Origin of the sequence: Methanococcus maripaludis, assembly GCF_002945325.1 — an archaeon.
Taxonomy (GTDB): domain Archaea; phylum AGJL01; class Methanococci; order Methanococcales; family Methanococcaceae; genus Methanococcus; species Methanococcus maripaludis.
Genome location: NZ_CP026606.1, coordinates 300,747 through 313,580 on the forward strand (window position 1 = coordinate 300,747; position 12,834 = coordinate 313,580).

15 protein-coding genes are annotated in these 12,834 nt (G+C 32.7%); 6 read left to right on the top strand and 9 right to left on the bottom strand.

The features are described 5' to 3' along the window. Positions 1-3 precede the first annotated feature (3 nt). Positions 4-612, bottom strand: coding sequence for an HVO_0476 family zinc finger protein (locus MMJJ_RS01545; protein ID WP_104837381.1), 609 nt, complete (start codon positions 610-612; stop codon positions 4-6). 29 nt (positions 613-641) lie between these two features. After that, on the bottom strand, positions 642-1,304 hold the full coding sequence (rpsB, locus tag MMJJ_RS01550) for a 30S ribosomal protein S2 (RefSeq protein WP_011170611.1): 663 nt from the start codon (positions 1,302-1,304) through the stop codon (positions 642-644). Between the two features lie 367 nt (positions 1,305-1,671). Here rpsB and MMJJ_RS01555 point away from each other — a divergent pair, with 367 nt between their 5' ends. After that, on the top strand, positions 1,672-3,297 hold the full coding sequence (locus MMJJ_RS01555) for a Na/Pi cotransporter family protein (protein ID WP_104837382.1): 1,626 nt from the start codon (positions 1,672-1,674) through the stop codon (positions 3,295-3,297). Positions 3,298-3,359: 62 nt separating this feature from the next. Here the strand turns inward: MMJJ_RS01555 and MMJJ_RS01560 are convergent, their stop codons facing one another. Genes MMJJ_RS01560 through MMJJ_RS01580 form a run of 5 tightly spaced genes read right to left on the bottom strand, consistent with a single transcriptional unit; the run spans position 3,360 to position 7,250 of the window. Continuing rightward, on the bottom strand, positions 3,360-3,848 hold the full coding sequence (locus MMJJ_RS01560; RefSeq protein WP_104837383.1) for a DUF2115 domain-containing protein: 489 nt from the start codon (positions 3,846-3,848) through the stop codon (positions 3,360-3,362). Positions 3,849-3,891: 43 nt separating this feature from the next. After that, complete coding sequence (locus tag MMJJ_RS01565; RefSeq protein ID WP_104837384.1) at positions 3,892-4,452, bottom strand: TIGR00267 family protein; 561 nt, start codon at positions 4,450-4,452, stop codon at positions 3,892-3,894. Positions 4,453-4,479: 27 nt separating this feature from the next. Continuing rightward, positions 4,480-6,099 carry a SulP family inorganic anion transporter gene (locus MMJJ_RS01570; RefSeq protein WP_011170607.1) on the bottom strand — a complete coding sequence of 540 codons (1,620 nt, stop codon included), beginning with the start codon at positions 6,097-6,099 and terminating at the stop codon, positions 4,480-4,482. A gap of 48 nt (positions 6,100-6,147) precedes the next feature. Further along, positions 6,148-6,378 carry a KEOPS complex subunit Pcc1 gene (locus MMJJ_RS01575; protein WP_104837385.1) on the bottom strand — a complete coding sequence of 77 codons (231 nt, stop codon included), beginning with the start codon at positions 6,376-6,378 and terminating at the stop codon, positions 6,148-6,150. Beyond that, a complete protein-coding gene (locus MMJJ_RS01580; RefSeq protein WP_104837386.1) occupies positions 6,375-7,250 on the bottom strand; it encodes a phosphoadenosine phosphosulfate reductase domain-containing protein in 876 nt (291 codons plus the stop codon). The genes MMJJ_RS01575 and MMJJ_RS01580 overlap by 4 nt, the downstream gene beginning before the upstream one ends. Before the next feature lie 204 nt (positions 7,251-7,454). On the opposite strand from MMJJ_RS01580, the gene MMJJ_RS01585 reads away from it, so the two are divergent. The 5 genes from MMJJ_RS01585 (at position 7,455) to MMJJ_RS01605 (ending at position 11,919) form a co-directional block, all read left to right on the top strand. Next, on the top strand, positions 7,455-8,579 hold the full coding sequence (locus MMJJ_RS01585) for a type I restriction endonuclease (RefSeq protein ID WP_104837387.1): 1,125 nt from the start codon (positions 7,455-7,457) through the stop codon (positions 8,577-8,579). A 208-nt stretch (positions 8,580-8,787) separates the two neighbouring features. After that, positions 8,788-9,306: an adenine phosphoribosyltransferase gene (locus MMJJ_RS01590; RefSeq protein WP_104837388.1), complete on the top strand. Its 519-nt coding sequence runs from the start codon at positions 8,788-8,790 to the stop codon at positions 9,304-9,306. A gap of 42 nt (positions 9,307-9,348) precedes the next feature. Beyond that, positions 9,349-10,560 carry a U32 family peptidase gene (locus MMJJ_RS01595; RefSeq protein ID WP_104837389.1) on the top strand — a complete coding sequence of 404 codons (1,212 nt, stop codon included), beginning with the start codon at positions 9,349-9,351 and terminating at the stop codon, positions 10,558-10,560. 91 nt (positions 10,561-10,651) lie between these two features. Continuing rightward, a complete protein-coding gene (locus tag MMJJ_RS01600) occupies positions 10,652-11,545 on the top strand; it encodes a radical SAM protein (RefSeq protein WP_104837390.1) in 894 nt (297 codons plus the stop codon). Positions 11,546-11,646: 101 nt separating this feature from the next. Then, a complete protein-coding gene (locus MMJJ_RS01605; RefSeq protein ID WP_011170601.1) occupies positions 11,647-11,919 on the top strand; it encodes an ACT domain-containing protein in 273 nt (90 codons plus the stop codon). 75 nt (positions 11,920-11,994) lie between these two features. Here the strand turns inward: MMJJ_RS01605 and MMJJ_RS01610 are convergent, their stop codons facing one another. Both MMJJ_RS01610 and MMJJ_RS01615 read right to left on the bottom strand, forming a co-directional pair. After that, positions 11,995-12,546 (bottom strand): methanogenesis marker 17 protein, encoded by a 552-nt coding sequence (locus tag MMJJ_RS01610; RefSeq protein WP_104837391.1) that lies wholly within the window; start codon positions 12,544-12,546, stop codon positions 11,995-11,997. Positions 12,547-12,621: 75 nt separating this feature from the next. Then, positions 12,622-12,816 carry a MoaD/ThiS family protein gene (locus tag MMJJ_RS01615; protein ID WP_104837392.1) on the bottom strand — a complete coding sequence of 65 codons (195 nt, stop codon included), beginning with the start codon at positions 12,814-12,816 and terminating at the stop codon, positions 12,622-12,624. Positions 12,817-12,834: the final 18 nt, after the last annotated feature.

Here is a 12,834-nt window from a genome sequence, read left to right on the forward strand (position 1 = left end):
TCATTATAACATATATTCGGTTAAATCTGTGTAATCTCTAAGTGGTTTTACAGGTTCACCGTATATTCTTTTGATTTTACGGGCTAATTCCCTTGAAAAATTTCCTTTTTCTGTTTTTATCTGTTTTATTCTGAAGAAATCTCGTCCTGCACGATATATCTTCTTTTCTTCGAATACATAATCTTGTGGAACAAGTATATTGAATGAATATGTACTTTCTCTCGAATTTATAGATATGCCAACTTTTTTAGGAACATCTATTGATCTTGCCCATATCATCTTTAAATCTTGTGCAGCGGATGAAGAAACTCTTCTTGAATCTTCAGTTTCTAAAGCAGTAATTTCAACAGATTCGTCAAACGCCAAGATTACATCTTCAACTTTCAAAATCTCATCTGTCGCAATTTGAAGTACAGATTGTTCTGATTCGTCGTATCTGCTTATCACTATTTTAATATCTTTTAATTTGAAATTTTTTTCTATATCGTGTACAGTTCCACATTCCTGACACTTTACAGTAATTTTCAAATGTTTTTTCGATTCTTTTTCTTTTAATACAGTGTGGAGAGTTACTTCATCGCAACCCGGGCATTCGAGATACAAATCTTCCATTTAAACCACATAAATCTTTTTAAGAAGAATTATCTTCTTCTTCTATGGAACCTTCCTCTTTGTCTGTTTGAAGGGTTCATTTTTACTTTAACATTCATTGCTTTTTCGAGGAACTGGTCGTATGAGAATGGAGCTTCTTCACCAATAAGTCCTCTGTTTTTCATGTATTCTCTTGCAATAAGGTAGTACATTAATGATACTGATTTTCTACCTTTGTTGTTCGTAGGGATGATGAAATCGATGTGTGCTGTTAAGTGTTCTGTATCACACATACCAATAACAGGGATTCCGATTTCGATTGCTTCTTTTAATGCTTGTTTGTCAACCCTAGGGTCGCTCAAAAATAAAACTTCTGGTTCAGCGAATTTTCTAGCTGAAGGGTTTGTTAATGTACCTGGAACGAACCTTCCAGCTACCGTGTTTATTCCTGTAACTTTTCCGAATTCTTTTAAAGGACCTACTGAGTAAACTCTTCTTGTAACAGCCATGATGTCTTCAGGCTCATAGTTTGATAAGAATTTAGCAGCGAGTCTTAACCTTTCATCAGTCTTTCTAACGTCTAAAACATATAATCCGTCAGCCCTAACCCTGTAGATAAATCTTCTCATATCTTCAGTTTTTTGCTGAGTACCGATGTGTATCCCAGACGCCAAATAGGTGTCTAAGGTTGTCAATAGATTTTCATCTGACATTTTTCTTCCTCCAAAAAAGTGGTTTCTTGACTTTGATAAAATAAAGCCTTTTGCGGTATATTTTTTTATGTGTATTTGTGTTTTAGTCTTTCAAATTCAAAAATTGACTATTAGAAAAATTTAAACAGTATATGAATATGTAATTTACTATATATACTTTTCTAAAAAACGGAAATTGACCCCATTTACATACTTTTGAAATAATATTTTTTTAATTATTAAAAAAGTTTTAAATAAAGTTAGCTCCTTAAGTGATAATTCGAACTAGATTTTAAAAACCTTGATGTTCATATATTATGAATTATTTTATAATTAAAATGAATATAATATTGCATTATCTCTGATATCGATTATATTGGTGGAACAGATGGAATTTGCACTTATAGCAGGTGTTCTTGGTGGGCTCGCATTATTCATTTACGGTATGAATTTAATGGGTAACGGGCTTCAAAAAGTCGCAGGAGATGGATTAAAGCGACTTATCGAAGTTTTAACTAAAAATAAATATCTTGGAGTGTTAGTTGGAACTGTTGTAACGATGCTAATCCAAAGCAGTAGTGCAACAACAGTTATGGTTGTTGGTTTCGTAAATGCATCCTTGATGAACCTTACTCAAGCCATTGGGGTGATTATGGGTGCAAACATTGGGACAACAGTTACTGCACAGCTTGTTGCATTCAAATTAACAGACATTGCCCCGCTAATTGTTGCAATTGGGGTGATTATGCAGCTTGTCTCAAAAAAACGAAAACACTCAGATATTGCTGAAGTTTTAATTGGTTTTGGTATTTTATTTATTGGAATGCACACAATGTCAAGCGTATTAAAACCACTTGCAGCTGAACCATTCTTTACAAATCTGTTAATGGATCTTGAAAACCCAGTTCTTGGATTATTCGTAGGTCTTGGAATGACGCTTATGATTCAAAGCAGTAGTGCAACAATTGGACTTTTGATTGCTGTAGCATCAACAGGTGCATTAAGCCTTGCTGTTGCATTTCCAATATTATTTGGTGACAACATCGGAACTTGTGTGACAGCCCTTCTTTCAAGTATTGGTGCAAACAGGACTGCAAAAAGAGCAGCTCTCATGCACTTGATATTCAATATTACAGGTGCATTAATATTCATGGTTTTGATTTACACAACACCGTTAATTCCATGGATTCAAAGTTTAAGCGCAGGTAGTGTTGAAAGGCAGATTGCAAATGCACACACGATATTCAACGTTACAAACACGCTTATAATGCTCCCATTTGCAGGATTTTTCGTTTATGCAGTTGAAAAATTAATACCGATAAAAGACTACGAAAAAGAATTTATGCCCATAAAACATCTTGATTCAAGAATTATTATGGAAACACCATCCATTGCTGTTGGTCTTGGGGTAAAAGAAGTCGTGGAAATGGGAAAATTTGTACGTGAAAACTTAAGACTCTCAAAAGAGGCCCTTGTAAATAAAAATGTCCAGAGTATCAAAGAAGTGCACGAAAAAGAAAAAATAATCGATACAATGGCTCACGAAATTACAAATCACTTAATTGAACTTTCGAACCAAGAAATTTCGGATAGTCAAAAATTAAAAATTACAAGCCTTATAAGTAACGTTACAAGCCTCGAAAGGATTGGCGACCTTGCAGAAGACATTGTAGAACATGCTGAAAATGTAATTGAAGACAATATCGAATTTACAAACACTGCAGTTGATGAACTCAATTTCATGTTTGATAAAGTAATAGTTTCGATAGACACTGCAATAGAAGCTTTTGAAACTGAAGATGAAGTACTGGTCGAAAAAGTAACATTCCTTGAAGATGAAGTCGACAACCTTGAAAAAACATTTAGAAAACAGCACATAAAAAGATTAAACGCTAAAGAATGTGCCCCAAAAGCAAGTATTGTATTTTTGGACATTATTGGATATCTTGAAAGGATATCTGACCACGCTGTAAAAATTGCAACAGGCCTTGAAGAAGAAGAGTTTGATGCATAAAAAATTTTAATTTTTAATTTTTTAAAAACAGAAACAAAACAATTATAATAAAAAATCTATTTTTAAAGTTCATTTAAATCTTTACAAATGCAAAATTCACATATCGAAAGTTCATTTGATTGTGCATTTTTTATCGGACAGTAATAATTTCCATTTTTTTCGATTATCTGCTTTCCACCAGGAAATCTTGTAGTTAAAGCGTGTAGTGGTCGTTCATTTATAAAAATTAAGTAATTTATAACTGTTTTTACAAGTTTTTCGTAAGATTCTCGTCCAGTTTGTTTAGAACCCATACTGCAAAGTCTTAAATCAACCCGTTTTATTTCTTCATCTTCAATTTCAAAATCTTCAATTTCTTCTTCGGTTTTATTTTTTATTTCTTTCAAAACTTCGGGGAAAAATGTAAAAAAGTCTTCAATATATCCTTTTTTATAATCTTGTGGCAAATAAGTCATATCTTTTTCTAAATAGACTTTTGCATTCATTAAATCAAAAATACTTACATCGTAAGATTCTTCTTTGAGTTTAGAAAAAAATTTTCTGCTTTTCATAAGTTTCACAAAAATATTGGATTATTAAGTAAATATTATCTAATTATCCAAATAGACTTTCAACACCAAAACAGATCATTGCAACGATTACTCCGCCAAGAACCATTTTTAGCCCCGAAATTAAAAGATTATCTCTTGAGAGCTTTCCAATGAAAATTCCAAGTCCTAAAAGTATCAATAAAGTAAATGCTATTGCCATTATTAAAGCAGTGCTCTGTTCAAATATAAAAAACGGAATTACGGGAATTACCGCACCAACACAGGTTGATAAACCATCATAGGTCCCACTGTACATCGTTTTATTTAATTTGTACTGGTATTCATGAGTTCCTTTTAAATTCCCGTTACCAATTAACAGGCTTTTTTCCTTTTTTTCCCGTTCTTCTTCAATTATTGCACGTTCTGCAGTTAATGCACCAAGTATATTTGATATACCGTTTGCAATTCCACCGCCGATTCCTGCTGCAATAATTATCGAGGTTTCCCCACCACTTGCACCGATAACTACCCCAAGTGTCGAAAGCGAACCATCGATCAAACCCCTCACAACATATCTTGTATCAAATTCCTGCTTGAAATTTCTTAAAACTTCTTTAATTTCCACTAAAAATCCCCTTTTTAATTTTGAGAGTTACTCTAATTTATCATCGGCCACGTGCCATATCAAATTATCGAGAATACTAACTTCTACAATATTGTCTGCTTTTTTAATTAATTTATCACAATCCTTGCTCAAATTAAGAAGGTGCAATTGCTTTCCATGCTGAGTATATTTCTCTGCAACCGTATTTATTGCTTCAATTGCGGAATGATCATAAACCCTTGATTTATTAAAGTCTATAACCACATCAATTGGGTCATTTTCATAATCAAATAGGTCTTTGAATTTTGATGTTGATGCAAAAAACAAAGGGCCGTGAAGCATGTATACTTTTTTGTTCTTCATAGATTTTGTACTTGCCCATACATCTTTTCCTCGATCCCATGCAAAAACAAGTGCTGCTAATATAATTCCCAAAAATACCGCTGTTGCAAGGTCTAATACAACAGTCATGATTGAAACAACTGCAATAATTACTGCATCGGAAAGTGGTATTTTTTTCAAAATTCTAAAGCTAGACCACTCGAAAGTGCCAATTACAACGATAAACATGACTCCAACAAGTGCTGCAAGCGGAATCATTTCAATTATCGGAGCGCCCCATACAATAAATACCAGCAATAGTACTGCAGCAGAAGCTCCTGAAAGCCTGCCTCGTCCACCGCCCCGAATATTTATCATGCTTTGGCCGATCATTGCACAGCCACCCATTCCGCCAAAAAATCCGTTTAAGATGTTTGCAATACCCTGACCAATACATTCCTTATTACTTCTACCGCGAGTTTCGGTTAATTCATCAATTAATCTTAAAGTCATTAATGATTCGATTAATCCAACACATGCTGCTAAGAATGAATAGGGAAGAACCGTTTTAATTGTATCCCAATTTAACGGAACATTTGGCAAAGCAAAGGAGGGCATTGAAACTGCGAGCGTTGTTTTTAGAGGTTCTATTGATTTTATAAAATCAAGAACTGTTAAAACTGTGTATCCTGCATTATTTAAGAAATACGAAATTATCGTTACAGTAATTATTGCCACAAGCGTTGCGGGAACTGCACGTGTGATTTTTGGCAGGAAAATTGATATAGCCATTGTTATTGCAATTAAAACAAGCATTATTGAAAGAATTGGCCAAGGCAGTAAATTTCCATCTGCACCATAAAATTGACCGATTTGTGATAAAAATATTATTATTGCAAGCCCATTTACAAATCCAAGCATTACCGGGTGCGGAATAAGTCTTACAAACTTACCAACTTTAGATATACCAAAAAATACCTGAAGAATACCCATCAATAAAACCGCAATAAAAAGATATCCAAGTGCAGACTCCATTCCACTGGTTTGAACTTTTGATATCACCAATGGGGCAAATATAACTGCAACAGAACCTGTAGCTCCACTTATCATTCCAGGACGTCCCCCAAGTAATGCAGTTACAATTCCCATAATAAATGCGGCATAAAGTCCGATTGTAGGATCAATTCCAAGAATAAATGAAAATGCAATTGCTTCTGGAACCAGTGCCAGCGCTACGGTTAAGCCGGATAGCACATCATTTTTTACACTTCCATTTTTTGGAATTACCAATTCAACTATTTTATTTTTTAAATCCTTAGTTTCATTCGTGTTTATTTTTTCATTCATTTTTAAATACCTTATATTTTATTGATTAAACGAATTTTTCGCTTTAAATTATTTTTTAAGATTTACAATATTTTCTGCAAGTTCGTAATTTACAAAAAAGTCATCGAGTATATTTTTTAAAGATCCAACTGAATTAGATTTAATATTAACTTTAATCTGTTCATTATCAAATTTAGTGTCAATTATAAGTCCATCGTCTATATCGTCAACTTTTAAGCTGTCTATAATTTTTTCTTTTGAATCGTAAGTCATTTCAAAATCTATTTTCATAAAAATCATTCTTTTAAATTTTTAAAATCGAGCCCTCTTCTTTTAAGCTCTTTATATATTTCTTCAGAAACTTCCGGGCACTCTAACGCTTTTTCTGCCTGTTCGCGTGTCATGAGCCCATATCTAATCATTGCAGAAACTCTATCGTATTCAAAACTAAATCCGTGCTTTTTCTTAAATTCAACAAGCGCTGGAGCAAGTACTAAACAGTTTGTCGTGTATCCACCAAGATCGGGTTTTTCCCAAGGAATTTCTTTTAATATCTTATATCTATCTTCTTCTGTTAATTTATATGCAACGAGGAGCCTCAACATATTTATTCCTTTTTTCATCTCCCTTATTGCAGTTGTACCAAATGGAAGTTCGTGTCCCGTCACAATCGTGTCGATATTCGTCTGTCTTGCAAACTGCCAGAGTTCGTGCATATTCATGTCAGAACATACTCTGCATGGAGATTCTCCTTTGGAAATGGTTTCCTTGAAGAATTTCGTAAAATCCTTGTTTATTACAAGCCAGTCTACTCCAAAATATTTTGCAACGTTTTTACAGTTTGTAAGCGCTTCTTCTGCTAAATAGCCGTTATCAACAGTTACACATAAAGGCCTAATTCTAAGTTCTTTTACGAGTAAATAAAGAGCAACAACGCTATCTTTTCCGCCAGAAAATCCCAAAATACAGTTGTATTTGTTATTTCTAATTCTGAGTTCATCTAAATATTCCATTACTTCGTTTTTCATTTCTTCGAAGTTTCTTGGAAATTTTAAGGCGTTTAAGCATTCGATGCAGATGTTTTTTCCTTCGTGTTTGAACATCGGGCGTGTTTTGCTGTTGTGAAGGCAAATTTCACAGTTTACCGTGTTTTTTCCTTTAATTTTTTCCATGATCTTCTACCAATACTAACTACTTAATTAAATTACTTAAATACATAACTCCAATAAAAATAATTTTACAAAAATTCTTTTTAAAATTTAGAGATTGATTTTCTTTTTAAAATTATATTCCCAATTAAATCGCAAATGAAATATATTCTTTTTTACAAATGAATATCCATAGTAATTATTATTAAAATTACGAAGGGGTTTAAAATGGGTTTTAAAGAAGATTTACAAAAATTATCCGTACAAGTTGGCGAAAGAAAAGATTATATCAATAATGAAGAAACTACAAAACAGTCATTAATAATTCCTTTTGTTCAAACACTCGGTTTTGAAGTATTTAATCCCTTGGAAGTACGGCCAGAATATATCGCCGATTTTGGAAAGAAAAAAGGCGAAAAAGTCGATTATGCTCTTTTTAAAGATAAAAAACCAGTCATGTTTATTGAAGCTAAATCAGTTACTGAAAATTTAAAAAACCATGATGCACAGCTTTCAAGGTATTTTAATGCAGTTCCAGAAGTTAAACTTGCAATTTTAACTAATGGTGTAGATTATAAATTTTTTACAGATTTAAATTCTGAAAATATGATGGATGATAGTCCGTTTTTAACGTTAAATATCATGGATTTAAAGGATAGTGATTATGAAACCCTTCAAAAATTTAGAAAAGATGAATTCACCAAAGAAGAATTATTAAATCATGCCGAAGAACTTGTTTACATGTCGGCATTAAGGGGAACCCTCAGAAATTTGTTTAAAAATCCAAATGACGATTTTGTAAGGTTTTTAATAAAAGATGTAAGTGAAATAAGAGTTACAAGTGCAGTGATTGAACGTTTTAGACCCCTAGTAAAAAAAGCAATATCTAATACAGTTTTAGATATTGTTTCTACAAGTTTATCTAAAGATGAACATTTAGAAGAACCAGAAGTTATTGAACCCGAAATTTTAACTGAAATTCAGGAAACTGAAAATTCACAAAAAAGAGAAGTAATTACGACACAAGAAGAACTCAGTGCGTATGATAGGGTTGTGCAGATACTTGGGAAATACGGTAAAGATATTTCAGATGTAAATTATAAAGATACAACAATTTACTTTGGAATATACCGTAAAAATATAACAAACTGGTTTTTGAGGTTTAATTTAGATTCTCAAACTAAACATATTATTACCAAACTAGAAATGGACGAAGCTAAATTATTGAGTAATGGTTTCGAAGTTGGACCGCCACAGAAAAGAAATGGCAATAGCAGAATATATTTTAATTCGATAGAAGACCTCGAAAAATTAGAAAATTTAATTGTAAAATGCTATGACCAATTAAAATAATCTCTTTTTAAATTTTAAAAAGAATATCTTTAATTTTTACATCTTTTTTATAATTTTAACCATTTTTAGAAAAAATACCTTAATATATAAGTAAAAAACACTCAATATTATATAAGTTTAAATAGGATATTAAAAAAGCCTAAAAATCTGTGCATTTGTAAATTATAATACGTTCTATTCTTCATACGAGTTTATCCCGGTGAATATAATGGATTTAAGAAAAAAGATAAGAATTGTAGAAAATTTTCCAATAGAAGGAATAAGCTTTAAAGATGTAACTCCGATTTTAAAAGACCCAAAAGCAATGAAGCATACGACAAAAGAGATTGCAAAATACCTCGAAGATAAAAATGTCGATGTTATAGTTGGCCCTGAAGCACGCGGTTTTTTATTCGGTGTTCCTGTTGCTCATGAACTTGATATAGGGTTTGTTCCAGTTCGAAAACCGGGAAAATTACCTTACAAAACTTTTTCAGTTGATTATGCACTTGAATACGGATCAGACAGCCTTGAAATTCACAGCGATGGAATTGAAAAAGGCCAGAACGTTGCAATAGTTGACGACCTTCTTGCAACCGGCGGAACTGTTTTAGGTGTTAGTAAACTTGTAGAAAAACTTGGCGGGCACGTTTCAGCGCTTAATTTTGTAATCGAACTCACAGAATTAAAGGGAAGGGATAAATTAAAAGGATACGACATACAGTCGCTTGTTAAATACGATTTATAACGCTTTTTTTAAATACTAATTATTTTGATTTTGGTGAAGAATATGGTTGAATTATTGGCCCCTGCAAGAGATTTATCGGGCTTGATTACTGCATTCAATAATGGTGCAGATTCAGTGTACTGCGGACTAAAAGAAATGAGTATGCGTGCAACCGCTAAAAATTTCGAAAGAAATGAGCTAATTGAAGGCATTAACCTCGCACACGATGCAAATAAGCGAGTATATCTATGCACAAACACGGTAGTTTACGAAGATGACGTTTTAAATGTAAATGAAATACTCGAATTTGCTAAATCTGCGGAAGTGGATGCCGTAATTGTAAATGATATTGGAGCGATGAGCCTTGCAGATGAATTAGGACTTGAAATTCACGTGAGCGTTCAAAACAACATTACAAATTCAAAAACTGCTGAATTCTTTTCGAAATTTGCAAAAAGAGTTGTTTTATCAAGAGAACTTACATTAACCCAAATTAAACAGATTAAAGAAAATTTAAAACTAAATAAAGTTGATTTAGAACTTGAAGGATTTATTCACGGGGCACTCTGCACTGCAATGAGTGGAAGATGCTATTTGAGTTCATATTTATTTAATAGAAATGCAAACTGCGGAGACTGCTTACAGCCTTGCAGACGTTCTTGGAAATTAGTAAATGAACACGCAGACGGAACTCACGAGCTAATTTGCGAAGGAAAATATCTTCTTTCACCAAAGGATCTCTGCATGATTGAACATATCCCAGAAATGATAGATGTTTTTGACTGCTTTAAAATTGAAGGGCGTGCTAAAAACGTAGATTACGTGATGCGTGCAACAAAAACGTACCGAAATGCCATTGATTCAGTAATTGATGGAACTTATGAAGAAAAATTGCCATTATTTAAAAAAGAACTCGATAAGATCTACAATCGAGGATACGATACAGGATTTTATTTCAGAGATATTGCCTGTAACCACGATTTACAGTACGAATTTGAAGGAAATATTTCGCCTTACAAAAAAATTGAAGTTGGAAAGGTTGTAAATTACTTTAAAAAGGTCGATGTTGCAGAAATCACCCTTATTGACGATTTAAATGTTGGAGACAGCGTTTTAATAATCGGGCAAACTACAGGATGCATTGAAGAAAAAATTGAGTCAATGCAGGTCGAAGGCGAAAACATTACTACTGCCAAAAAAGGTCAAAATGTTGGAATCAAACTTGAAAATTTAGTAAGAGAAAATGACAAAGTTTACATTCTAAAAGAGGATTAATTTAGTTTTTAAATTAAAATTCCGAAATTAGTACACTAAATTTTTATATTTAGAAGTATGAATTATGAATATCAAACTCATGGTGATTATAATGAAAGAAGATAAGATGTCTAAATTTGCACATATTACAAGCGTACACCCTTGCTACAACGAAAAACTCCACCACAAAATTGGAAGAGTTCATTTGCCCGTTGCACCAAAATGTAATATTGCGTGCAGATTCTGTAAAAGGAGTATCGGAGATGAATCAGTCTGTGAAGACAGGCCCGGTGTTTCACATCACATCATGAAACCAGCAGAAGTTGAAAATTATTTAAATGATTTACTTGAAAGAAGTCCAAACATCAAAGTTGCAGGAATTGCAGGACCTGGAGACAGCTTGTTCAATGAAGAAACTTTTGAAACATTGGAAGTTTTAAAAGAAAAATTCCCTGATTTAGTTAGATGTCTTTCAACAAACGGACTTTTACTTCCAAAATATGCTGAAAGATTGGCAGAACTTGGAGTAAAAACCGTAACAGTAACGGTAAACGCGGTAGATCCAAAAATTCAAGCACAGATTGTTGACTGGATATACTACGAAGGAAAAGTTTACCGTGGAGAAGAAGGTGCTGAAATTTTAATCAAAAACCAGATTGAAGGAGTTAAAAAACTGGCAGAATTTGATGTTGCAGTTAAAATTAACACGGTATTGATCCCTGAAATAAACATGGACCATATTGTGGAAATTGCAAAAACTTTCGAAAAAGATGCGTTCGTTCATAACGTAATTCCTTTAATTCCAATGTACAAAATGGAAAATTTAAGAAAACCAACCTGTGATGAAATAAGCAACATAAGAGATACTGCCGAAGAATACCTCCACCAGTTTAGAGCATGCCAGCAGTGTAGGGCAGATGCAGCAGGACTTATTACCGAACACAAACACCTTGGAGAAAAAGGTAAAAAATTAGACATTTACGATTTAAAACACTTCTCACACTAATTTCTTTTTTAAATTTTTTATTTTTTTAACCATAAGGTATAAATGATACTTTTTAAAGATAAAAGCTAGATAAGAAACATGATTTTTTAAAGGTGCTATTTATGGAAAATGTGGTAATTACCGTTGTTGGTGTTGATAAACCAGGTATCGTTGCAGAAGTTACAAAAGTTCTCGCACAAAACAGTGCAAACATCGTAGATATCAGGCAGACAATCATGGAAGACCTGTTCACAATGATCATGCTTGTTGATATTTCTAAAATAAGTTCAGACTTTTCAGAATTAAACGTTGCTCTTGAAAAGCTCGGATCAGAAATCGGAGTTAAAATAAACGTGCAACACGAAAATATCTTTAAATACATGCACAGAATTTAACTTTTTTAAATTTTCAAAAATACTTTTTTTAAACTTTAAAATAAAAATTAAAAGAGAATTAATCATTTAACGTAATTATTTAAATATTTTAAGCTCTTCTTGAAGTTTTACCGCTTCATTCATCCATTCTTCTTCTATCGGCTTTTCTGATGCAACCATTACTATGGTTTTATCCCTAATTGTTTTTCGAATTCTCATTCCTTCTGGAAAAACACGGTTCATAAAATCAAGGACCCTATCAATAAAATCCTCTTTTGCATCGTGAATTACCATGTTTAAATCAACTTCTGAATCTGTAACGACTTCAAATCTTGAAGGCTGATCCATAACATTTATTTTTGCTAAAAGCTCTGTTGCGTAAGTTTCATCATCAATATTTAATTTAGTTATCGTCTTTCCGTCAGATTTCTTTGATTCATCTATTGTTGCAATATCCCTTAATCTTATCAGCTTTGAAGTTGATTTTGGCAAAATTCCAATTATAAAATATGGAACGTCCTGTTTGCATATCATTTTTGCCTTTATGATAGATTTTCCTAAAACGAGGTCTTCGAGAGACGTTTGAATAATTCTTTCGTAAATTGCTTTTCCAGCTTCGTCATTACATTCGACATCAATATAAGCCATATTACCCCTGAATCTTAAAAATGGATGATTATTTTCTAAAGTAATATATTGTAAAAATAGTATATAAATAAAGTCTTAGCCACCTGAAACAATTGGAACCAGTCTTAAAGTGTCTTTTTCAAAAAGATCATCAGTTTCAGAAAGAATTTCGCCATTTCGAACAACGAGATTGTCTTTTACGTCTATCTTTTCGATGAAATCTTTTAACTTTGCATTTTCCGGCAGTTCAATTTCGGACAATTCTCCAGCATTCTTTATAAAAACTTTCAAAAGAACCACCTGATTTTA

Bases quoted from the DNA above. Each gene is read 5' to 3' on its own strand.
- MMJJ_RS01545 (WP_104837381.1), bottom strand. From the start codon at position 612: ATGGAAGATTTGTATCTCGAATGCCCGGGTTGCGATGAAGTAACTCTC.
- MMJJ_RS01590 (WP_104837388.1), top strand. From the start codon at position 8,788: ATGGATTTAAGAAAAAAGATAAGAATTGTAGAAAATTTTCCAATAGAA.
- MMJJ_RS01595 (WP_104837389.1), top strand. From the start codon at position 9,349: ATGGTTGAATTATTGGCCCCTGCAAGAGATTTATCGGGCTTGATTACT.
- MMJJ_RS01610 (WP_104837391.1), bottom strand. From the start codon at position 12,546: ATGGCTTATATTGATGTCGAATGTAATGACGAAGCTGGAAAAGCAATT.
- MMJJ_RS01570 (WP_011170607.1), bottom strand. From the start codon at position 6,099: ATGAATGAAAAAATAAACACGAATGAAACTAAGGATTTAAAAAATAAA.
- MMJJ_RS01575 (WP_104837385.1), bottom strand. From the start codon at position 6,378: ATGATTTTTATGAAAATAGATTTTGAAATGACTTACGATTCAAAAGAA.
- rpsB (WP_011170611.1), bottom strand. From the start codon at position 1,304: ATGTCAGATGAAAATCTATTGACAACCTTAGACACCTATTTGGCGTCT.
- MMJJ_RS01605 (WP_011170601.1), top strand. From the start codon at position 11,647: ATGGAAAATGTGGTAATTACCGTTGTTGGTGTTGATAAACCAGGTATC.
- MMJJ_RS01600 (WP_104837390.1), top strand. From the start codon at position 10,652: ATGAAAGAAGATAAGATGTCTAAATTTGCACATATTACAAGCGTACAC.
- MMJJ_RS01585 (WP_104837387.1), top strand. From the start codon at position 7,455: ATGGGTTTTAAAGAAGATTTACAAAAATTATCCGTACAAGTTGGCGAA.
- MMJJ_RS01560 (WP_104837383.1), bottom strand. From the start codon at position 3,848: ATGAAAAGCAGAAAATTTTTTTCTAAACTCAAAGAAGAATCTTACGAT.
- MMJJ_RS01555 (WP_104837382.1), top strand. From the start codon at position 1,672: ATGGAATTTGCACTTATAGCAGGTGTTCTTGGTGGGCTCGCATTATTC.
- MMJJ_RS01580 (WP_104837386.1), bottom strand. From the start codon at position 7,250: ATGGAAAAAATTAAAGGAAAAAACACGGTAAACTGTGAAATTTGCCTT.